Source organism: Thalassobaculum sp. OXR-137, assembly GCF_034377285.1.
GTDB lineage: Bacteria > Pseudomonadota > Alphaproteobacteria > Thalassobaculales > Thalassobaculaceae > Thalassobaculum.
In genome coordinates this window covers 4,200,335-4,220,784 of sequence record NZ_CP139715.1, presented here as the reverse complement: position 1 = coordinate 4,220,784, position 20,450 = coordinate 4,200,335, and the positions used below count along the sequence as shown (strand labels likewise).

18 protein-coding genes are annotated in these 20,450 nt (G+C 66.7%); 7 read left to right on the top strand and 11 right to left on the bottom strand.

Translation table 11 applies throughout. The features are described 5' to 3' along the window. Positions 1 to 80: 80 nt before the first annotated feature. From T8K17_RS19755 to lptF, 3 genes are read right to left on the bottom strand one after another with little or no spacing between them, the layout of a single operon-like run. The gene (locus T8K17_RS19755; protein WP_322331441.1) at positions 81 to 2,240 is read right to left on the bottom strand and encodes an LPS-assembly protein LptD; all 2,160 of its coding nucleotides are present in this window, start codon (positions 2,238 to 2,240) and stop codon (positions 81 to 83) included. Beyond that, positions 2,237 to 3,334, bottom strand: coding sequence for an LPS export ABC transporter permease LptG (gene lptG, locus T8K17_RS19750; RefSeq protein ID WP_322331440.1), 1,098 nt, complete (start codon positions 3,332 to 3,334; stop codon positions 2,237 to 2,239). The genes T8K17_RS19755 and lptG overlap by 4 nt, the downstream gene beginning before the upstream one ends. Positions 3,335 to 3,338: 4 nt before the next feature. After that, positions 3,339 to 4,454, bottom strand: a complete 1,116-nt coding sequence (lptF, locus tag T8K17_RS19745) for an LPS export ABC transporter permease LptF (protein WP_416153135.1) — start codon at positions 4,452 to 4,454, stop codon at positions 3,339 to 3,341. Positions 4,455 to 4,594: 140 nt separating this feature from the next. Here lptF and T8K17_RS19740 point away from each other — a divergent pair, with 140 nt between their 5' ends. Then, a complete protein-coding gene (locus T8K17_RS19740) occupies positions 4,595 to 6,064 on the top strand; it encodes a leucyl aminopeptidase (protein ID WP_322331438.1) in 1,470 nt (489 codons plus the stop codon). A 268-nt stretch (positions 6,065 to 6,332) separates the two neighbouring features. Here the strand turns inward: T8K17_RS19740 and T8K17_RS19735 are convergent, their stop codons facing one another. Continuing rightward, positions 6,333 to 6,959: a histidine phosphatase family protein gene (locus T8K17_RS19735; protein ID WP_322331437.1), complete on the bottom strand. Its 627-nt coding sequence runs from the start codon at positions 6,957 to 6,959 to the stop codon at positions 6,333 to 6,335. Between the two features lie 94 nt (positions 6,960 to 7,053). On the opposite strand from T8K17_RS19735, the gene T8K17_RS19730 reads away from it, so the two are divergent. Together T8K17_RS19730 and T8K17_RS19725 are read left to right on the top strand one after the other, a co-directional pair. Further along, entirely contained in the window at positions 7,054 to 8,262 is a 1,209-nt protein-coding gene (locus T8K17_RS19730; protein WP_322331436.1) for a pyridoxal phosphate-dependent aminotransferase, read from the top strand. A gap of 54 nt (positions 8,263 to 8,316) precedes the next feature. Next, positions 8,317 to 8,577 carry a hypothetical protein gene (locus T8K17_RS19725; protein WP_322331435.1) on the top strand — a complete coding sequence of 87 codons (261 nt, stop codon included), beginning with the start codon at positions 8,317 to 8,319 and terminating at the stop codon, positions 8,575 to 8,577. A 26-nt stretch (positions 8,578 to 8,603) separates the two neighbouring features. On the opposite strand, the gene T8K17_RS19720 is transcribed toward T8K17_RS19725, so the two are convergent. The 5 genes from T8K17_RS19720 to T8K17_RS19700 form a co-directional block, all read right to left on the bottom strand. Then, positions 8,604 to 9,230, bottom strand: a complete 627-nt coding sequence (locus T8K17_RS19720; RefSeq protein ID WP_322331434.1) for a PAS domain-containing protein — start codon at positions 9,228 to 9,230, stop codon at positions 8,604 to 8,606. Between the two features lie 65 nt (positions 9,231 to 9,295). After that, positions 9,296 to 10,045 carry a sulfite exporter TauE/SafE family protein gene (locus tag T8K17_RS19715; protein WP_322331433.1) on the bottom strand — a complete coding sequence of 250 codons (750 nt, stop codon included), beginning with the start codon at positions 10,043 to 10,045 and terminating at the stop codon, positions 9,296 to 9,298. Between the two features lie 19 nt (positions 10,046 to 10,064). Beyond that, complete coding sequence (locus T8K17_RS19710) at positions 10,065 to 10,547, bottom strand: RNase A-like domain-containing protein (RefSeq protein WP_322331432.1); 483 nt, start codon at positions 10,545 to 10,547, stop codon at positions 10,065 to 10,067. 8 nt (positions 10,548 to 10,555) lie between these two features. Further along, a complete protein-coding gene (locus tag T8K17_RS19705) occupies positions 10,556 to 11,767 on the bottom strand; it encodes an NADP-dependent isocitrate dehydrogenase (RefSeq protein ID WP_322331431.1) in 1,212 nt (403 codons plus the stop codon). An 88-nt stretch (positions 11,768 to 11,855) separates the two neighbouring features. Beyond that, complete coding sequence (locus T8K17_RS19700; RefSeq protein WP_416153134.1) at positions 11,856 to 12,446, bottom strand: TIGR00730 family Rossman fold protein; 591 nt, start codon at positions 12,444 to 12,446, stop codon at positions 11,856 to 11,858. 107 nt (positions 12,447 to 12,553) lie between these two features. Between T8K17_RS19700 and T8K17_RS19695 the strand changes: the two genes are divergently transcribed. The 4 genes from T8K17_RS19695 to T8K17_RS19680 are packed head-to-tail and all read left to right on the top strand — an operon-like array spanning position 12,554 to position 16,134. Continuing rightward, positions 12,554 to 13,990, top strand: a complete 1,437-nt coding sequence (locus tag T8K17_RS19695; protein ID WP_322331429.1) for a LysM peptidoglycan-binding domain-containing protein — start codon at positions 12,554 to 12,556, stop codon at positions 13,988 to 13,990. Positions 13,991 to 14,006: 16 nt separating this feature from the next. Next, positions 14,007 to 14,693 carry a phosphatidylserine decarboxylase gene (locus tag T8K17_RS19690; RefSeq protein WP_322331428.1) on the top strand — a complete coding sequence of 229 codons (687 nt, stop codon included), beginning with the start codon at positions 14,007 to 14,009 and terminating at the stop codon, positions 14,691 to 14,693. Further along, positions 14,690 to 15,526, top strand: coding sequence for a phosphatidylcholine/phosphatidylserine synthase (locus T8K17_RS19685; RefSeq protein WP_322331427.1), 837 nt, complete (start codon positions 14,690 to 14,692; stop codon positions 15,524 to 15,526). The genes T8K17_RS19690 and T8K17_RS19685 overlap by 4 nt, the downstream gene beginning before the upstream one ends. Positions 15,527 to 15,528: 2 nt before the next feature. Next, on the top strand, positions 15,529 to 16,134 hold the full coding sequence (locus T8K17_RS19680) for a CDP-alcohol phosphatidyltransferase family protein (RefSeq protein ID WP_322331426.1): 606 nt from the start codon (positions 15,529 to 15,531) through the stop codon (positions 16,132 to 16,134). A 12-nt stretch (positions 16,135 to 16,146) separates the two neighbouring features. Here T8K17_RS19680 and T8K17_RS19675 read toward each other — a convergent pair whose 3' ends face one another. Both T8K17_RS19675 and T8K17_RS19670 read right to left on the bottom strand, forming a co-directional pair. Continuing rightward, positions 16,147 to 19,353 (bottom strand): efflux RND transporter permease subunit, encoded by a 3,207-nt coding sequence (locus T8K17_RS19675; RefSeq protein WP_322331425.1) that lies wholly within the window; start codon positions 19,351 to 19,353, stop codon positions 16,147 to 16,149. Next, positions 19,350 to 20,450, bottom strand: a complete 1,101-nt coding sequence (locus T8K17_RS19670; protein ID WP_322331424.1) for an efflux RND transporter periplasmic adaptor subunit — start codon at positions 20,448 to 20,450, stop codon at positions 19,350 to 19,352. The genes T8K17_RS19675 and T8K17_RS19670 overlap by 4 nt, the downstream gene beginning before the upstream one ends.

Below are 20,450 nucleotides of genomic sequence, written 5' to 3'. Positions count from 1 at the left end.
CATTCTCGTGCGTGCGGAACGGCGCCGAACAATATCAGTCTTGTCGGAGGTCCACCAACGCGTTGCGGAGATTTGTCGAGTTATTTGCTCTCCACACCACCCAGGTGGGTCAGAATCAGTCGGAACATGACCCGATCGTCAGGCTCGATATCCTCGTCGCTGATGTTCGACCGTTCGAAGTCGATCCCGAACAGGAGGCACTCGTCGCTGTAGGTGAAGCCGAAGCGGCCGCGCAGCAACCGGCTGCGGTCGTCGGAGAGGTCCTGGGTCAGGTTGCCTGCCACGCTCCAGTGGTCCGTCAGCCGGATCCCGCCATACATGTCGAGCTGTTCCCGGTCGCCGGTGAGGTCACTGCTCGCGTTCTCGTCGAGGGTCACGTAATTGCCGCCGAAATAGAACTGCGGAACGGCATAGGTGAAACCGAGCTCGTTGCGGTTCACCGTGGCGTCCTCCGGGTCTACCCGGAAGCGGTAGGTGAAGGTCAGCGGTCCGCTGGGGCGCACCGACAGGGCGCCGACCACGTCGGACAGGTCCTCTTCCAGGCCCGAGCCTTCTTCGAACGCTCCGTCGCCGTAGAAGCGGTAGCTCTGGCCGATCAGGACCTCCGTCGACCCGCCGCCGTCGCCGTAGACGCCGGCCCGCAGGCCGTAGTTGACGTGGCTGCCGCTGGTCACTCGGTCGACGCCTTCGTAGCGGTTCAGGCGGAACAGGTTGGTCTCGTCGAATTCGAAGGAGCGGCTGTCCTCGTTCGGGATCTCGTCCGGATTGCCGCCGCGCGGGCCCAGGACCACACCGGCAATGGGCTCGATGACCTGGGTCGTCGTCTCGCTGCGTCGGGCCAGCGGATACTGCCATTTCAGGCCAAGCTGCGGGAACACGCGGCCGTTCGTCTCGGTATTGCCGCTCTCCAGGGCGGTGGCGTCCGTGGCGTAGTAGGCGTCGGTCTGCAGCCGGGCGTTCAGGGTGTAGATCTCGCCGGCGTCCGACGTGTAGGGCAGTTCCCACCCGGTCACGGCCGAGGCCCGGCGGGTGTCGCCGCCGGTGTCACGGGTCAGCGCCAGCAGGCTGGCGTCCAGGCTGGTGCGCCCGCCGAAACGGCCGGGCTGTCCGACGTGATTGTATTCCGCCAGCGGCAGCACGATCGGCGTGTCGTCCGGGTCGCTGCTGGCGCGCAGGTCCTGGAACTTATAGGCCGCCAGCGAGGTGTAGTTCCGGCCGCGGAAGCCCTCGGCATAGAGCCGGCTGGTAAGGACGTCTGGGCCGCCGATGTTGTAGCGCCGCAGATAGGTCCGCTGGCTCGCCTGTTCGAAATCGAAGCCGCCGCGCCAGGTCCGGTTCAGGCTGAACTTGCCCTCCCAGTCCGCGTGCCCTTCGAAATCGTAGTCGTCGGACGACCGGTCGTCGGTGCTCTGCTCCACATAGGCCACGGAGTTCCGCAGGTTGATTTCACCCCGGGAGAAGCGCTGGCGGTATTCGCCCAGCAGAATGCCGCCGGCCGAGGAATGCATCCGCGGCTCCAGCAGCAGGTCGCTGGTCTCGTCGATGACGTAGTAATAGGGCTGGCCGTAGATCACGCCGAGTTCCTCGGAGATCCCCATGGTCGGCGCCAGCAGGCCGGAGCGGCGGTCCACGGTCGGATCCGGGTGGCGCAGAAACGGCGTGTAGGCGACCGGGACGCCGTAGAACTCCAGGGTGGCGTCCTCGTAGATGATGTCCTTGGCGACCTCGTCGTGGATGACCTTGACCGCCTTGATCTGCCACAGCGGCGCCTTGGTCGGATCCTCCTTGCAGAGGTCGCAGGGCGAGAAGACCGCCTTGTCCAGCTCCTTGCGCTCGCCGCCGGTGCGGCGCCCCTGGACCGCGGCGAGGCGCGAGCCGTCGACCAGCAGACCGCGGAAGTTGTTGATCGTTCCGGTCTTCAGCTTGTCGTTCAGCTCGACATAGTCGCTGAACAGCACTTCGCCCGAGGGCTCCATCAGCGAGACGTTGCCGGACGCGATGACGGTATCGGCCCTGCGGTTGTAGCTGACCGTGTCGGCGAGCAGGACGCGCGGTCCCTGACTGAGCTCCACATTGCCGCGGGCGGTCACGATGCCGAGGGATTCGTCGTAGACCACTTCGTCGGCCACCAGCAGGACCGGCGTCTCTTCCACGTTCACGTCCTGGGCGACGGCCCGGCCGGCCGCGGACACGACCGACACGAGAAGCAGGAGGGCGGCAAGGAGCTGTGTTCGGGTCATCCGTCCTCGAGGTGCAAAAGGCTGGTCATGCCGAGCAGCATTGTAACGGCTGCCGGTGTCCACGCCGCCAGAACTTCCGGAATCCGCGCGGACAGGCCAAGCGCGAAGACGATGTCGGACAGGAAATACAGAAGGAATCCGAAGAACAAGCCGGTAGATGCCCAGGACAGGGCGTTGCCCCGCCGGGTCAGCCGGAGCGAGAAGGTCGCCGCGATCAGCACCATCGCCGTCATCAGCAGCGGCGAGGCCAGCTCCGCGTGCCAATAGAGCCGGTGCTTGATCGCCGAGAAGCCGGCATTCTCCAGCACCCGGATGAAGCCCGGCAGTTCCCAGAAGGACATGGTGTCGGGCGACGCGAAGCTGTCCTGGATGTTGTCCACGGTCAGGTTGGTCGGCAGGGAGACCTCGTCGAGCCGTTCTGGCCGGTTCTGGGCGGTGGTGACGACGACGTCGTGCAGGGTCCACTTGCCGTTGGCCAGGAGTGCTTCGCGGGCGTCGATGCGGCGCTGGAACCGGTCCTCGCCGTCGAAGATCAGCACCATGACGTCGCCGAGCCGCGCTTCCTTCTCGTGAGCGCTGCGGGCGTTGAGCACGACCTGGCGGTCGTCACTTCGCTCGCGCAGCCACAGGCCGCCGGCACCGACGGACAGGAAGCTGTCGGCCCGGTTGCGCAGGACGGAGTCCTCCAGCGCATGGAACCGCTCGATCATCACCGAGGAGATCGGGTTGAGGACGGCCACCTTGATGATCCCGAGGGTGAGGGCGACCATGATCGCGGGCATCATGAACTGCCAGACAGACACGCCCGCGGCGCGGGCCACGACGAGTTCGTTGGTTCTGGTCAGCCGGGAGAAGGCCAGCATCGAGCCGAACAGCACGGCGAAGGGCATGATCTGGCGCGCCATGTTCGGCAGCTTCAGCAGCGCCATCTGCAGCAGCACGATGAAATACGCGTTGTCCTTGCCGGCGCCGCGGCGCAGCAGCTCGATGAAGTCGAGCAGGAACACGATGGCGATGATCGCCGCGAAAGAGCCCAGGACCCAGACGGCGAACTGGCGACCGATATAGCCCGACAGGGTCCAGGAGAACCGCATGGCGTCAGCCGGTCGCGGCTGGGGAGGCGGCGGCGCGGGTGCGCAGCCGGTTCCGGGAGAGGGCGACGAGCGACAGCAGGAACGGAATCAGGACAGCCAGCCACATGAGGCCGATCATCGGGGGCGATTTCGCCGCCAGATACTTGGTTCCGAGCCCCGCCGCCTCCGCCACGCCGGCGAGCAGGACCGCGACGATGATCCGCATGGCCTGGCCGCGCCGTGAAAATTCACCCGAGAGCAGGACCGCGAGTCCGATGGCGGTCAGGGTCAGCGCGAGGAGAGGGGTGGTGAGCCGCTGGTGTCCCTCGGCGATCAGTTCGTTGGCGTTGCTGCCGGCCGGCGCGTGTTCCGCCGGGTTGAGGAGCTGGTGGATGAACAGCTCGTTGGCGTCGCGGAAGTTCCGCTGTTCCTGCTCGTCGCCGCCGCCGAGGTCGATGGTGTAGCGGTCGAAATACAGGATGTTCACCCGCCCCGTCTCGACGTCGCGCTCCTGCCGGCTGCCGTTCGCCATGACCACGCGGGGGCCCGTGGGGGTGCTCACCAGGGCGCCGCGCTCGGCCACCAGGGTGACCGGCTTCGCTTTGTTGCGCTGGTCGTGGACGACGATGCCGAGCAGCGTGCCTTCGTCCTCGCGGGTGCGGACATAGACCGTCAGGTCGTCGCCCAGGGTGCGGAACTCGCCCTCGCGCAGGATCAGGTTCTCGAAGTTATGCCGGATCTGCCACTGCAGCTCCTTGAAGCCGCGGTAGCTCATCGGCATCAGATAAGCGGTCATCAGGAAGCAGAGCGCGGTGGTGCCGACCGCGACGATCAGCGCCGGCTGGGCCAGCCGCAGCGGGCTGAGCCCGGCCGCCGCCATCACCACCATCTCCCGGTCGGCGGTCAGCTTGTTGTAGACGAACAGCACGCTGGCGAAGCTGGCGATCGGCAGGACGATCGACAACCAGGTCGGCATCAGCATGACCGTCAGATAGACGAAGGTGTGGATCGGCAGGCCGCGGTTGACGATCAGGTCGACGAACCGCAGCGACTGGGACAGCCAGATCACACAGGTCAGCGACACTACGATGAACATCATCGCGGTAACGATTTGTCGTACCAAGTAGAGGTTCAACCGCATTCGCGTGCCGGATCGCCAGTCTCGCCTGTATCGCCAAATTCGTTGTGGCGGCGCATGATAGCCATAAGGAGCGGCGTTGACACCGCACAAGCCAGACGGCTACCCCAAAGTCAGCCTGCCCGCAACCATGGGAGCATTCGATGAAGATCGCCTTCACCAAACCCGGCCGCCCGAAAAAGGGTGCGGTGGTCTGCGCCGTCATGGAGGGCGGCAAGCTGTCGCCGACCGCCCGAGAGATCGACCGCGAGACCAACGGGCTGATCGGAACCGCGATCGCCGGCTCCCGGTTCTCCGGCAAGGCGAACCAGACGCTGACCGTGTTCACGCCGTCCGGACGGGTGCTGCTGCTCGGCGTCGGCGATCCGGCGAAGATCGATGCGACGTTCGCGGAAACCGCCGGCGGCACCGTCTACGCCGCCCTCGCCAATAGCGGCGAGAAGGAAGCCACGGTGATGATCGAGGCCTCGGAGAACAAGCGCGCCGAAGTCGCCGCCCACATGGCCCTCGGCGTCGCGCTGCGGTCCTACAGCTTCGACATCTACAAGACCAAGCAGACCAAGGACGACAAGCCGACCCTGACCAAGCTGACCGTGGCCGTCGACGGCCATGCCGAGGCGAAGAAGATCTACGACGTCGAGGCCGCCGTGGCCGAGGGCGTGGCCTTCACCCGCGACCTTGTGTCTGAGCCGCCGAATGTCCTGTTCCCGGTCGAATTCGCCGATCGCGTCGCGGCGATGAAGGATCTCGGGCTGAAAATCGACATCCTGGACGAGAAGCAGATGGCCAAGCTCGGCATGGGCGCCCTGCTTGGCGTCGGCCAGGGCAGCGAGCGCGAATCGCGGATGGTCGTGATGCGCTGGGAAGGCGGATCCAAGGATCAGAAGCCGGTGGCCTTCATCGGCAAGGGCGTGTGCTTCGACACCGGCGGCATTTCGTTGAAGCCGGCCGGCGGCATGGAGGACATGAAGTTCGACATGGGCGGCGCCGGCGTGGTGTCCGGGCTGATGTGCGGCCTCGCCAAGCGCAAGGCCAAGGCCAACGTCATCGGCGTCATCGGCCTGGTGGAGAACATGCCCGACGGCAACGCCCAGCGTCCGGGCGACATCGTCAAGTCCATGTCCGGCCAGACCATCGAGATCATCAACACCGACGCCGAGGGTCGGCTCGTTCTCGCCGACGCGCTCTGGTACACCCAGGACAAGTACAAGCCGGAATTCATGATCGACCTCGCCACCCTGACCGGCGCCATGATGGTGGCGCTCGGCGAGGAGACCTGCGGCTACTTCTCCAACGACGACACGCTGGCGGGCGAGCTTCAGGCCGCCGCCGACGCGGTCGGCGAGGCGGTGTGGCGGATGCCCCTGGGCGACGCCTACAACAAGATGATGGACAGCGACGTCGCCGACATGAAGAACGCCGGCGCCCGCTGGGGCGGGGCGATCACGGCGGCCTGCTTCCTGGAGCGTTTTGTGAACAAGGTGCCGTGGATCCACATGGACATCGCCGGCGTCACCTGGTCCCGCAAGGACCGCCCGACCTGCCCGAAGGGGGCGACCGGCTTCGGCGTGCGGGCACTGGACCGTCTGGTTCGGGATCACTGCGAGAAGTAGGGGGGGGCTCGCCCACCCCTTTTCCGGCCCTGGGCCGGGACCTAGAGCACCTGCAGTCGGAGCGCCGGGGATCTTCCTCAGGCGCTCCAACGGCCCCTATCCTGGCCCCGGCTCGGGGCCGGGGAGACGAAAATCTTTTCCCTTTAAGCTCATACACTCCCCGGATTTATTCCGGGGCGAGGCCGGTCAAATGCGTAACCTTGCACGGTTCAGACATGCCTCTACCGCTACCCCGGAATAAATCCGGGGATTGTTCGTTTGGGGTAATTCAGATCCCGGTGGAAACCGTCGCGTCCACATCCACCTCCAGGCGCGCCTCCGTCCCGCCGGTGAGCCGGAAATAGGCGTTCTGCGGGCGGTCGAGGGCGAAGGTCTCCTCCTTCGTCAGGCCGAGATACAGGCCGCGGAACACCTTGTTCACAACCCCGTGGGCGACCACCACATGGATGCCCGGCGTCGCCTTCAGGTGCTCCAGCACCGGGCGCAGGCGGTCCTGCACCATCTGGGTCGACTCGCCGTTGGGATGCTGGAAGTTCCACGGGTCGCGCCGGCGCAGCTCGGCCAGTTCCGGGTGATCCTGATCGATCTTGTCCCAGCCGCCGTAGCCGTCGTGGTCGCCCAGCGTGATCTCCTTCAGCCGGTCGTCCAGCACGATCGCGTCGAAATCGATCCCGAGATGCTCGGCGATGATCGCCGCGGTCTGTCGGGTGCGGCCGAGCGGGCTGGCCGTCATCGCCGGATCGGCGCCCCCCAGCACCTGCCTGAGGTCGCGGCCGATGGCATGGGCCTGGGCCAGGCCCGCATGGGTCAGGGGCGCGTCCAGATGCCCCTGGAGGCGGCCGGTGCGGTTCCACACGGTCTCGCCGTGCCGGATGAGATAGATCGTGCTGTCCATGGGCTTCGATTAGCCCAACCCGCGCGCCGGAAAAAGCCCTATCGCCTGCCGACCCCATAGGGTATCCGGGGCGCGACCAACGAAGGAGCCGACGATGACCGCCGACACGACGCCCAGCCCGCTTCTGGCCGACCTGCGCCATGATGTCGCCGAGCTCGCCGAGACCGACATCGTCCGGGTTTCCGTTCACGGCTGGGGCAAGAAGGATCTGGTGCCGTTCTGGTTCGGCGAGGGCGACCAGTCGACTCCGGACTTCATCGCCAAGGCGGCCTCGGACGCGCTGCTGCGCGGCGAGACATTCTACACCGACCAGCGCGGCATCAAGGAGCTGCGCTCCGAACTGGTCGACTACACGCGGCGCACCTTCGGGGTGGAGGTCGGCGACGAGCAGGTCAGCCTGGTGACCGCCGGCATGTCCGGCCTCTACCTGGTCATGGACATGCTGATCGAGCGCGGCGACGAGGTGGTGGTCGTCGGCCCGGTCTGGCCGAACATCTACTCCACCGTGACCGTCCATGGCGGCACCGTGCGCGACGTGTCGATCAGCCTGGAAGCGGACGGCTGGAAGCTCGATCTCGACGCCCTGTTCGCCGCCGTCACCGAAAAGACCAAGGCGATCTTCATCAACTCCCCGGGCAATCCGACCGGCTGGCTGATGGAGAGCGACCAGCAGAAGGCCGTGATGGACTTCGCCCGCGAGAAGGGCATCTGGGTGGTGGCCGACGAGGTCTATCACCAGCTCGTCTTCGACCGCGACGTCGCCCCGTCCTTCCTGCAGGTGGCGGAGCCGGACGACCGGCTGATCGTGGTGAACTCGTTCTCCAAGTCCTGGATGATGACCGGCTGGCGGCTCGGCTGGCTGACCCATCCGGCGGCGCTGGCGCCGGTGATCGCCAAGCTGGTGCAGATCACCACCTCGGGCGTGCCCCAGTTCCTCCAGCGCGGCGCCATCACCGCCCTGCGCGAGGGCGACCAGGTCATCCGCGACCTGCGGGTCCAGTGCCAGACCGGCCGCGACATCGTGTTCGACCGGCTGGACTCCTGGCCGATGGTCCGCGCCGCCCGGCCGAAGGCGGCGTTCTACGCCTTCTTCGCGGTCGACGGCATGACCGACAGCCTGGCCATGGCCAAGCGGATCATCGACGAGGCGAATGTGGGCCTGGCGCCGGGCAGCGCCTTCGGGCCGTCGGGCGAGGGCTATCTGCGGCTGTGCTTCGCCGCCGGCCCGGAGACCCTGAGAAAGGGGCTGGACCGCTTGGAGCCGATCCTCGGCAAGGGCGCCGATCAGGCGCGCGGGGCCTGACGGACGGACAAATCTCAGGTATCCTCAGCGGCAGACTGAACCAGAGGCAGAACCATGGCGCTGCGTCCGACCGGCCCCGGCGATTCCCGCATTCCCGCCCGCAGGGAGGGCAGGGCCGTCGTTCCGTCGCGGGTCGATGCGCCTGTCGCCCCGTCCCCGGCCGCCCGCGCCGCTCCGGAGCGCGGCTACCGCCTGAAGACGGCGACCACCGATGCCGAGATCGAGCGACAGATCCAGCGGCTCATGGTGCTGATCGCCAACGACAACATCGATCCCGATGCGCCGCCGGGCAGCTATCTCAATCTGCTGATCTGATCCCGTCCTGCCGTTCTCGCCGCCGGTCAGAGAAAGGGCATCTTCTCGTCCCGTGAGACGGGTTCGACCACGCGCGTGTCCGTGGCGATCACGTCCCCGTCCAAGGTGAGAAACCGCCGGATTTCGGTGTCCCCATGCGGGTACTCCGCCGCGCGCGCACCGGCACTGGCGACCACATGGTAATCGGTGCATCCCAGCACCACTGGCGTCACGCCGTCGCGATCCCGTAGTGGCAGGATCAGCCGCTCGCCGACGCCGTAGCGGCTGATGAGGATGTAGACGGTGCCCACCGAGTGAAACAGGCAGGGTTCCGCACACAGGCGGGTGAACCGGTCGCGCAGGTGGTCGCCGAGGCGGCCCGGATAGATTTCCTGCAGGCTGCGCCGGTGCATGGGGCGCGCGTGGGTGTTCAGGATGGCGTCGCCGGCCACCCGATACACAAAGTCTTTCGCGTCCTGCTGCCAGCCTGCCATCCAGAGGTTCGGCAAAAGGTCGGGGAGATGCAGGGGGTCGAAGTCGGTGAGGGTCGGTACGGATCCGCCGTCCCGCAGGTCCGTCCAATAACTGAACAGGCGTCCGATCCGATCGCTCGACGAATTGGGGAGCTGCACTGAGGTAATCCGGTTGGATGAATAAACGCTGATGCCGCTCAATGATGCGGCGTTCTTTCCTAATATTGCGCTGCAGCAATTACCATATCTCGACCCGGTTGTCCCGCTTAACCGAGAAGATGGGGCGCGACCATGGTCGCACCCGAAAACCCCAGAAGAATCAACAGGACACGGGCGAATACCTGGTCGTCGATCCGTCGGTAGACGCGAAAACCGAGCCAGCCGCCGAGCCATGCGGCGGGCAGCGCCACCAGGATAAGCTGTCCGACATCGGCGGTCAGCCGTCCGGCGACGGCGTAGCCGGTCAGGGTGGCGATGTGCATGGCGGTGTTGAACAGCTGAAACACGCTGCGCTGCCGGTCTTTCGGCCAGCGCCGCAGGGAGCACCAGATCGTCGGCACCACGCCGGACAGTCCCGCGAAACCGCCGAGGACGCCGCCGGCCCAGCCGATGGCCCCGTCCACCGTCCGATTCTCGACCGCGACCGAGGGCATGCGCCGGCTGATCAGCGCGGAGGTGGCGTAGACGATCAGCACCACGCCGGCGAACAGCCGGAAGGTATCCGGCGACATCTGGCTGAGCAGCCAAACACCGACCGGGACGCCGACGATCCCGCCGAGAACGAAGGGTATCGACGTGCGCCAGTCGAGGCGGCGCCACATCATCGGCATGATCTGGAGCTGCACGGCGAGGGAGCAGCCGACGATCAGGGGGGAGATCAGCGCGGCGGGCAGCATGTGGCTGTAGATGCCCAGCGTGGTCGCCGCGAAGGCGAAGCCGGCGAGCCCGCTGGCGAGACCGCCCATCAGGGCGCCGCCCGCGACGGCGGCGATCAGCAGCGGCGTAAGCTCGGTCACCGGCGGAAGCCGCCGGGTATCACTGGTGGGTGGTGGGGTAGGCGGTCAGGAGATGGCAGGCGCCCTTACCGTCGGCCATCACGAAAAGCCGCAGGCCGTGGGCGGGGATGGCGGCCGCCGTTCCGCGCTGGACGAGGCGGCCAATCGGCTGTTCGAAGGCCATGCGGATCTCCGCGACGTCGCCGCCGTTGGCCTTGGTCGCCCAGTCGTCCAAATCCGTCTTGTCCGGCGTCAAGGCGAGGCCGATGACCTGCCGGGCCGTGACGCGGTCGGGAAAGGAACTGGCGGCAGAGATCTTCGGCTCGCGTTTGAGCCGGTCAATCAGCCAGGCGTCGCTCTTGGCGACGTGGCGATCGACGGTGTGGCCCCCCTTGAGCTCCTGCTCGAGGAGCCACCCGTCCTTGAATTCGCCGGGAATACACTCTGCGGAAGCCGCCGCGCTCAGGGAAACCAATGCCGCCGCGATCATCGCGGCGGCAGTAACCAGTGAACGTGGCGACATGTACGTCCTCAGCTCATGGCCTTCTGCAAATTCTCGTCGAGCTTGGCGAGGAATTGCTGCGTGGTCAACCACGGCTGATCAGGGCTGATCAGCAGGGCCAAGTCCTTGGTCATCGCGCCGCTCTCGACGGTGTCGATGCAGACCTTCTCCAGCTTCTCGGCGAACGCCGCCACTTCCGGCGTGTCGTCGAACTTGGCGCGGAAGGACAGGCCACGGGTCCAGGCGAAGATCGACGCGATCGGGTTGGTCGAGGTCTCCTTGCCCTGCTGGTGCTGGCGGAAGTGACGGGTCACCGTGCCGTGGGCGGCCTCGGCCTCGACGGTCTTGCCGTCCGGCGTCATCAGCACCGAGGTCATCAGGCCGAGCGAACCGAAGCCCTGGGCCACGGTGTCGGACTGCACGTCGCCGTCGTAGTTCTTGCAGGCCCACACGAAGTTGCCGGACCACTTCAGCGCCGAGGCGACCATGTCGTCGATCAGACGGTGCTCGTAGACGATGCCCTTGGCATCGAACTTGGACTTGAACTCGGCGTTGAAGACCTCTTCGAACAGGTCCTTGAAGCGGCCGTCATAGGCCTTGAGGATCGTGTTCTTGGTCGACAGGTACACCGGCCAGCCGAGGTCGAGGCCATAGTTGAAGCAGGCCCGGGCGAAGCCGCGGATCGAGTCGTCCAGGTTGTACATGGCCATGGCCACGCCGCTGCTCGGGAAGTCGTAGACCTCGCGGGTGATTGCCTCGCCGTTCTCGGGCTGGAAGGTGATGGTCAGCTTGCCCGGACCGTCGACCAGGAAGTCGGTGGCGCGGTACTGGTCGCCGAAGGCGTGACGGCCGATGACGATCGGCTGGGTCCAGTTCGGCACCAGGCGCGGGACGTTCTTGCAGATGATCGGCTGACGGAACACGGTGCCGCCGAGGATGTTGCGGATCGTGCCGTTCGGCGACCGCCACATCTTCTTCAGGCCGAACTCCTCGACGCGCGCCTCATCGGGGGTGATGGTCGCGCACTTCACGCCCACGCCGTATTCCTTGATGGCGTTGGCGGAGTCGATGGTGATCTGGTCGTCGGTCTTGTCACGGGCCTCGACGCCGAGGTCGTAGTACTTCAGGTCGATGTCGAGATAGGGGAAGATCAGCTTGTCCTTGATCATCTGCCAGATGATCCGGGTCATCTCATCGCCGTCGAGTTCGACGATCGGCTTGGCTACTTTGATCTTCGCCATTGGGCGCTCCTGCACATGTTTGACGGGTCGGGACTTCGGTGAGGTCGGCGGCACAATATCACCGGCCTGCCGCGGTTCAAGGCCACCTTTAGAGCCACTTGGCCTTCAGGTCGCCTTCCGGTGCGTGCCAGTTGCCGATGACGTCGTAGACCTCGGACGGGCTGTCGACGACTTTATAGAGCCCGCGGTTTTCCTCGCGGGTGAAGCCGGCGCCGATCGTATGCTCGATCAGGGCGAGCAGCGGCTGCCAGAAACCGTTCACGTCGACGATGACCACCGGCCGGTCCGACAGCTTGAGCTGGGACCAGGTCAGGACCTCCATGGTCTCGTCGAGGGTGCCGAGACCGCCGGGCAGGATGACGAAGGCGTCGGCGCGCTCGTACATGATGCGCTTACGCTCGTGCATGCTGTCGGTGACGATCAGCTCGTCGAGGCCGGCATGGCCGACTTCCAGATGCTGCAGAAAGCTCGGGATCACCCCGACGACCTTTCCGCCGGCTTCCAGGGTGGCGTCTGCGGTCAGGCCCATCAGGCCGACGCGGCCGCCGCCGTAGATCAGCGTGCCGCCCTGGGCACCGATCAGACGGCCCATTTCGGTGGCGGCGGTCTTATACACGGCGTCAACCCTGGAAGAAGATCCGCAGAAGACGCAAATAGACTGGGAGTGTGACTTGCTCATGGCGCCGTCTTTCGCACTGCCGGCGTGTCAGGTCAATCTCCCGCGCCGCGATTGTACGACGCGTGTTGTGGGTTTAATGTGAGTGAAACGAAAAGGGCTGCAGCCTAATGGTTTCTAAGCCGGCACTCGTGGGCGTGATGGGCGGTGTTGCGATCCTGGCAGCGCTGGGCCTGAACTTTTGGCTGGTCCCCGGCGACGAGGAGGAGCCCAAGACGACGGTCAGCGCGCCGGCCGGGTCGTCCACGGGCACTCAGCAGGGCGGCGTGAACGTTCCCTCCACCGGCACAGCGAATTACGGCTCGGTCCTGCCGAAGCGCGAGCCGTCGAAGAAACCGGCCGCCTCGCCGACCGATCCGGCCAAGGAACCGCCGGCCGTGATGGCGAAGCGCAGACCGAGCTTCGATATCGTGCGGGTCGATCCCGATGGAAACACCGTCATCGCCGGGCGCGCGAAGCCGAACGCCGAGGTCACGATCCTCGACGGCGACCGGGAGATCGGCAAGGTCACCAGCGATGAGCGCGGGGAGTGGGTGTTCCTGCCCGACCATCAGCTTGGTCCGGGCCAGTTCTCCCTCACTCTGAGGCAGACGGGCGAAAGCGAGACTGCCGAGTCCGAAGAGGCCGTCGTGCTGGTGGTTCCGGAGAGTGGCAAGGATATCGCCGGCCGTCCGACCAGCGAGCCGAGCCAGCCCTTGGCGATGGTGATGCCGCGCGACGAGGCCAAGGGCGGGGCCACCCGTGTGCTCCAGGCCCCGACCGCCGGCCCGGCCACCGCGGATGCGGCGCCGTCCGAGACGAAGACGGTGACGGCGGACGCCCAGTCACCGGCAAGCGCGACGCCGGCCGCAGAGATCCCGCCGGCTCAGTCGGCGGCCGCCCCGCCCGCCGAGACCGCGGCGTCCCAGGCCAAGCCGGCTCAGAGTGCCACGGCAGAGAATGCTCCGGTCCAGAGCGTTCCGTCCGCGACCACGGGTTCGGATCAGCCGGCGTCGGATGCGCAGAGCGCGCCGTCTTCGGTCGCGGTCAAGGCCTTCCCCGAACCGGCTAAGGCGCCGTCTTCTGCCGATCAGCCGGCCGCCGCCGATGTTGCTCAGGCGGGCGACGTGTCGGTCGACGTGATCGAATATGACGACAAGGGCGAGGTGGTCTTCGGCGGCCGGACCGAGCCGAACGCCGATGTCGAGGTCTATATCGACAACAAACCCGCCGGCAATGCCACCGCCGACGCCGAAGGCCGCTGGCAGCTCACGCCTAAGGAGCCGGTCGCGCCGGGCAATTACAATCTGCGAGTCGACAAGGTGGACTCCGGCGGGAAGGTCGCCGCGCGGGTCGCTTTCCCCTTCGTTCGGGCGGCACCGCTTAAAGGTTTGCCGAACGACAGGCTTGTGGTTATCCAACCGGGTAACAATCTCTGGGTCATTGCGACCCGGGTGTACGGCGAAGGTCTGCGCTACGTGCAGATCCATGACGCCAATCGCGATCAGATCCAGAATCCGGATCTGATCTATCCCGGGCAGGTCTTCGGCCTGCCGACGGTGAACTGATCGACGGAAACCTGCCGTGCTGAACTCAATCCTCGTGCCGATCGCCCGGGAAGGGCGACCGTTCATCGCGATCTTCGCCGTAGCGACGATCGTCCTGGCCATGATCGCCGACTGGCTCCTCGTTCCGGGGATGATCCTGACGGCGTGGTGCGTCTATTTCTTCCGCGACCCCAACCGGGTGACGCCGGTGCGCAACGGGCTGGTGATCAGCCCGGCCGACGGCGTGGTTGTCTCGGTCGGCCCCGCTCCCTGGCCCAAGGAACTGGCCATGGGCGAGGGCGAGGTGCAGCGCGTCTGCATCTTCATGAACGTCTTCGACGTCCACGTGAACCGGATCCCGGTCGACGGCCGCATCACCAAGCTTGCGTATGTCCCCGGCGCCTTCGTCAACGCCTCGCTGGACAAGGCGAGCGAGCAGAACGAGCGGCAGCTCGTGGCGATGGAGACCCGCGACGGCCGTCCCACGGCCTTCGTCCAGATCGCCGGCCTGGTCGCCCGCCGCATCGTCTGCAAGATCAGCGAGGGCCAGACCCTGCTGGCCGGCGAGCGCATGGGCATGATCCGTTTCGGCAGCCGGGTCGACGTGTACCTGCCGCCGGACGTGGCGCCGCTGGTGGCGCTCGGCCAGCGCTGCGTCGCCGGCGAGACCGTGATCGCCGACCTGGACAGCGGTGAGAAGGCGCGGGAAGGGGCGGTTCGATGAGCCGTCTGCGCCGGCGCAGAGGTCAACGTTTCAGCGGCCTGTCCTTCAACAAGCTGCTGCCGAACATCATCACCGTGATGGCGCTGTGCTTCGGCCTGTCGGGCCTGCGCTTCGCGCTTGCCGAGCGGTGGGAGTTCGCGGTCTCGATGATCCTCCTGGCGGCGGTGTTCGACGCCCTGGACGGCCGCATGGCCCGTCTGCTCCGCGCCCAGTCGAAATTCGGCGCCGAGCTCGACTCCCTGTCGGACTTCGTATGCTTCGGCGTGGTGCCGGGGGTCGTGGTGTTCCTGTGGTCGATGGTTGGGCTGCAGAATTTCGGCTGGATGGCGGTGCTGTTCTTCGCCACCTGCTGCGTGCTGCGGCTGGCGCGGTTCAACGTGCGCCTGGACGACGACAAGCCGGCCTTCGCCTATAACTATTTCACCGGCGTGCCGGCGCCGGCCGGTGCCGGTCTGGCCCTGCTGCCGATGATCCTCGACTTCCAGTTCGAGTTCGGCCTCCAGGATGCGCCGGTGTTCGTGGCGATCTGGCTGACGGGCGTCGGGCTGCTGATGGTGAGCCAGATCCCGACCTATTCCTTCAAGCAGATGAAGGTGCCGCAGCGCTGGGTGCTGCCGACGCTGATCGGCGCCGGGCTGGTGATCGCCGCGGTGATCAGCGCGCCCTGGTTCTCGCTGGGCATCGTCCTGATCGTGTATTTGGCGACCATTCCGCTCGCCGTGCGGACCTATCGGCGGCTGCTGAAGGCGGCGGACGAGATGGCCGATGCAACGCCGGCCGCCGGAACCGAGGCTCCGGGCACCGAGCCGGAGCGGACAGAGACGGCCGGCTAGCGGTGTTCGACGCCGCACTCCGCCGGGTCATCGATCCGCCGCTCGACGCGGTCGGCCGACGGCTCGCCGGAGCCGGCATCTCCGCCAACGCGGTCACCGTCGCCGGCTTCGTCGTCGGCCTGGGCGCCGTTCCGGCGCTTGCGGTCCAGCGTTACGATCTCGCGCTGGCCCTGATCGTGGCCAACCGGCTCGCCGACGGCCTGGACGGCGCCGTGGCCCGGACGACCGGGCCGAGCGACCTGGGCGGCTATCTCGACATCGTCCTGGACTTCATCTTCTACAGCGCGGTGGTCTTCGGCGTGGCCCTCGGCCGGCCCGAGGAGGCCGTCCTGGCCGCCTTCCTGATCTTCAGCTTCATCGGCACCGGCGCCTCGTTCCTCGCCTATGCGATCATCGCCGCGAAGCGCGGCCAGTCGACGGAGGCGCGGGGGCGCAAGTCGATCTTCTATCTCGGCGGCCTGACCGAGGGGGCGGAGACGATCGCCTGCTTCGTGGCGATCTGCCTGTTTCCTGGCTGGTTCCCCTGGATCGCGGGCGTGTTCGGCGCGATGTGCTGGCTCACCACCGCTAGCCGGATCGGGCAGGCGGTGGTATCTTTTCGGGACTGACGCCGACGGGGACTACTCCGCCGCCTGCGGCTCCGGCCCAGGTCCGGCCCCTTCCGATTTGCCGCCGCGACCGCGCCGGAACATCCCGCCGACCCGACCCTTGAAGCCGCTCCAGCCGGCGGCCGCCTTGTCGCGGAACATCAGCGCGCAGGGCGTCACGACCAGGGTCAGCACGGTGGCGAAGGCGAGGCCGTAGACGATGGCCGTGGCCAGGGCCACCCACCACTGGGTGGACGGCGCGCCCACGCTCACGTCGCGGCTCACGAAGTCGATGTTCACCTGCATGACCATCGGGATCAGACCGAGGATCGTGGTGACCGTCGTGAGCATCACCGGCCGCAGACGCTGTGCGCCGGTCCGCAGGATCGCATCGCGGGTATCGACGCACTGCGGCCGGATGGTGTCGAAGGTGTCGATAAGAACGATGTTGTTGTTCACCACGATGCCGGCCAGCGCGATGACGCCAATGCCGGTCATGACGATGCCGAAGGGCGAGCCCGTGATCATCAGCCCGATGATCACGCCGATGGTCGACATGATCACCGCCGAGAGGATCAGAAAGGCGGAATAGAAGCTGTTGAACTGCGTGACCAGGATGATCGCCATGATGAACAGGGCGATGCCGAACGCCTTGACCAGGAACGCCTGGGCCTGCTGCTGCTCCTCGTCCTCGCCCTTGAAGGTGGCGTCCACGTTGGCGGGAAGCGGGTTGCTGTCGAGCCAGGCGCGCAGCTCCATCACCTTGTCGTTCGGCAGGATGCCGTCGCGCACGTCGGACTTCACCGTGATCGCCTGACGGGTGTCGACGCGCCGGATCTTGCCGGTCTTGGGCTCCGCGCTGCGCTCCACGAAGTTGGTGATCGGAATCAGCCCCTTCGACGTCTCGATGCGGATCCGGTCGATCTGCTGCAGGGTGCGGTACGCCTCCGGATAGCGCACGACGATGTCGATCTCCTCGTCGCTGTCGTCCGGACGGTAGTCGCTGATCTTCAGGCCCCTGGTGACGAGCTGGACGTACTGCCCGGCCAGGGAGACGTCGGCGCCGTAGCGGGCGGCCTTGCCCCGGTCGACCGTGATCTCCCACTCGATACCGGGGACGTCGCGCGTATCGTCGATGTCCTTCAGCCCGTCCATGCTGTGGAACTTGGCCATGGTGATGTCGGCGGCTTCGTTCAGCGCCTCGCGGTCGCGGGAGCGGAGCTCGATCTGCACCGGCTTGCCGGTCGGCGGGCCGCTCTCCTCCTCGCGCGGCTCGACGGAGATGCCGGCCATGCCGCGGGTCCGCTCGGCGATCTCCTCCAGGATCTGACCGGCGGGCGGGCGATGCTGCCAGTCGGCGAACTCCATCTGGATGCTGCCGATCACGTCGTCCGCCACGTCGTCGCCGCCGCCCTGCTTGGTGGGGCCGACATAGGTGTAGAGCGATTTGAAACCGCCCACATCCATCACCACGGCCTCCACCGGGAGCACCAGGTCGAGCTTCTCCTCCACCGAGAGGTTGCCGCGGGCGTGGACGTAGACCTGGGCGATGTCCGGCTCGACGTCCGGGAAGAACTCGATGCCGTTGCCGTGGGTGGCGTAGTAGTACTGAACCCCGACCAGCGTGGCGATCGACAGCAGCAGGACGATGCCGGGCATCCGCAGGGCCCCGTTCAGGACCCGCAGGTACAGGCCGGTGAAGCCGCTGATCTCGCGCAGGTCGCCGGTCTCCGCGGCGGCGAGCTGCCGGCGGTCGGATTCGTTGGCGGCACTCGCCTTGCCGATCTGCGCACCCAGGGCCGGCACGAAGATCAGCGCCATCAGCAGCGAGGCCGACAGGGTCGCCAGCAGGGTGATCGGCAGGAACTTCATGAACTCGCCGACCACGCCCGGCCAGAACAGCAGCGGGAAAAAGGCGGCGAGGGTGGTCGCGGTCGAAGCGATGATCGGCCAGGCCATGCGTTGCCCTGCCAGCCGGTACGCCTCCAGCTTGCTCAACCCTTCGGCCATCTTCCGATCGGCGAATTCGGTGACCACGATCGCGCCGTCGACCATCATGCCGACCGCCAGGATCAGGCTGAACAGCACGACGATGTTGATCGTCAGGCCGAGCGACGACAGCACCAGGATACCCAGCAGGAACGAGCCGGGGATCGCCATGCCGACCAGGCCGGCGGTGCGGATGCCCATGGCGCCCACGATCACGATCATCACCAGCAGAATGGCGCTCATGACGTTGTTCTGCAGGTCGCTCAGCATCAGGCGGATGTTGTCGGACTTGTCCTGGCTGAAGGTCACCGTGATGCCGTCGGGCATGAGCGGCTTGGCCCCGTTGACCACCGCCCGCACGTACTCGATGGTCTCGATCACGTTCTCGCCGGAGCGTTTGGAGACCTCCAGCGCGATGGCCGGCTGGCCGTTCAGGCGGGCGTAGGTCTCGCGGTCCTTGAAGCTGCGCTGCACGGTGCCGATGTCGCGGATCCGCACGATGGCGTCGCCATTCGTCTTCAGCGGCTGGTCCAGGATATCGAGGACGCTCTCGTAGAGGCCGGGGACCTTGATCGGGAAGCGGCCGGTGCCGGTATCCAGAGCGCCGGCGGCGATCAGGTTGTTGGAGCGCTGGACCAGGTCCAGAACGTCGCCCGCCTTCAGGCCGTAGGTCTCCAGACGCACCGGGTCGATCACCACCTCGACCAGCTCCTCGCGCTGGCCGGTGAGCTTCGCCTCCAGCACCGAGGGGATGCCTTCCACCGCGTCGCGCAGTTGCTGCGCGGTCCGCAGGAGGACCTGCTCCTCGACATTGCCGGACAGGGTGACCACAAGCACGGGGAAGAGCGAGAAATTGACCTCGTTCACCGTCGGTTCGTCGACATCCTCCGGCAGCTCCGGCTTGGCGATGTCGACCTTCGCGCGGACGTCGTCCAGCGCCTGGTCGGCGTCGAACCCGGCGTCGAATTCCAGCGTGACGTTCGCGCCGCCCTCAAAGGCGGTCGAGCGCATCTCCTTGACGCCCTCGATTGCGCGCAGCTCCTGCTCCATCGGACGCAGGAGCAGACGTTCGGCATCCTCGGGCGAGATGCCCTCGTAGGTCATCGAGACGTAGATGATCGGGATGTTGATGTCCGGATCCGCTTCCTTGGGGATCTCGATATAGGACACCGTCCCGGCGATCAGGATGAGCAGCAGGGCCGACAGGGTGGTGCGGCTGTGGGACAGCGCCGCGGAGATCAGCGCGTTCATGAGCCGGCGGCTCCGGCCGCTCCGCCGACCATGACGGGCTCGACGGTCTCTCCGTCGGCCACCAGGTCCTGGCCGACCACGATCACCTTCGTGTTGTCCGGCAGGCCGCCGACCCAGGTCCCGCCGTCATCGATCCCGATGATGGTGACCGGCGTGAAATGGGCGGTGTTCTCGGCGTCCACGGTCATCACGCCGACCCGGCCCAGCTCGTCGAGCCGGAAGATCGACGGGGTGACCCGGTGGGCCTCGACGGCGGGCAGGGCGATCGTGATCTCGGCCGAGAGCCCCTGGCCGAAGCGGTTGTTCGGGTTGTCGAACTCGATCTCGATGCGGAACGTGCGGGTCTCGTTGTCGGCCACCGACGAGACATAGCTCACCACGCCCATCATTTCGTCGCCGGTCGACAGCCGGGCATGGGCCGGCATCCCGACTTCGATCTGCGGCGCCTGCCGCTCGGCCACCTGGGCGGTGATCAGAAGGGGGTTCAGTTCGACCACCTGCGCCACCTCGTCACCGACCGCGACGTAGTCGCCGATTTCGACCATTCGGTCGTCCAGGACGCCGCGGACCGGGGCTTCGATGCGGGTGCGCGCCAGATCGACTTCGATGGTCCGGCGTTCCGACTTGGCGGCCTCGAGTTCGGCCTTGGCGCCGGCACGGGTGGTTTCCGCCTGGAACCCCTTGGCGGCGAGCTTGGAGGCGGCGGTGTATTCCAGCTGACGCTGGGCGATCCGCGCCTTCGTCTCCTCCAGCCGGGCGGCACGGTCCGCCTCGTCGATCCGGACGATCTCGGCACCTTTCTCGACGACGGTGCCCTTGATCGCCGGCGTGGCGACGATCCGTCCGGCGGTTTCCGCCTTCAGGGTGACGATGCGCACCGCCTCGGTATGGCCCGAGCTCACCAGGGAGGCCACGAAGGGCGAGGCGGACGTCTCCTTCACCCGGACGCGGGTGATGGCATCGGCCGGCGGCGCGGTGATCTTCGGCGGCGGCTGGGAGGCGGTGGCCGGCTTTTCGCCCATCTGTCCCGAGGCGATCCAGGCCACGGCCCCGATCGCCAGGAGACAGGCGAGAACGACGGATCCTTTGATGCGCAT

Bases quoted from the DNA above. Each gene is read 5' to 3' on its own strand.
- T8K17_RS19710 (WP_322331432.1), bottom strand. From the start codon at position 10,547: ATGTCGCCACGTTCACTGGTTACTGCCGCCGCGATGATCGCGGCGGCA.
- lptG (WP_322331440.1), bottom strand. From the start codon at position 3,334: ATGCGGTTCTCCTGGACCCTGTCGGGCTATATCGGTCGCCAGTTCGCC.
- T8K17_RS19725 (WP_322331435.1), top strand. From the start codon at position 8,317: ATGGCGCTGCGTCCGACCGGCCCCGGCGATTCCCGCATTCCCGCCCGC.
- T8K17_RS19675 (WP_322331425.1), bottom strand. From the start codon at position 19,353: ATGAACGCGCTGATCTCCGCGGCGCTGTCCCACAGCCGCACCACCCTG.
- lptF (WP_416153135.1), bottom strand. From the start codon at position 4,454: ATGCGGTTGAACCTCTACTTGGTACGACAAATCGTTACCGCGATGATG.
- T8K17_RS19700 (WP_416153134.1), bottom strand. From the start codon at position 12,446: ATGAGCAAGTCACACTCCCAGTCTATTTGCGTCTTCTGCGGATCTTCT.
- T8K17_RS19740 (WP_322331438.1), top strand. From the start codon at position 4,595: ATGAAGATCGCCTTCACCAAACCCGGCCGCCCGAAAAAGGGTGCGGTG.
- T8K17_RS19685 (WP_322331427.1), top strand. From the start codon at position 14,690: ATGAGCCGTCTGCGCCGGCGCAGAGGTCAACGTTTCAGCGGCCTGTCC.
- T8K17_RS19670 (WP_322331424.1), bottom strand. From the start codon at position 20,450: ATGCGCATCAAAGGATCCGTCGTTCTCGCCTGTCTCCTGGCGATCGGG.
- T8K17_RS19735 (WP_322331437.1), bottom strand. From the start codon at position 6,959: ATGGACAGCACGATCTATCTCATCCGGCACGGCGAGACCGTGTGGAAC.
- T8K17_RS19730 (WP_322331436.1), top strand. From the start codon at position 7,054: ATGACCGCCGACACGACGCCCAGCCCGCTTCTGGCCGACCTGCGCCAT.
- T8K17_RS19755 (WP_322331441.1), bottom strand. From the start codon at position 2,240: ATGACCCGAACACAGCTCCTTGCCGCCCTCCTGCTTCTCGTGTCGGTC.
- T8K17_RS19695 (WP_322331429.1), top strand. From the start codon at position 12,554: ATGGTTTCTAAGCCGGCACTCGTGGGCGTGATGGGCGGTGTTGCGATC.
- T8K17_RS19705 (WP_322331431.1), bottom strand. From the start codon at position 11,767: ATGGCGAAGATCAAAGTAGCCAAGCCGATCGTCGAACTCGACGGCGAT.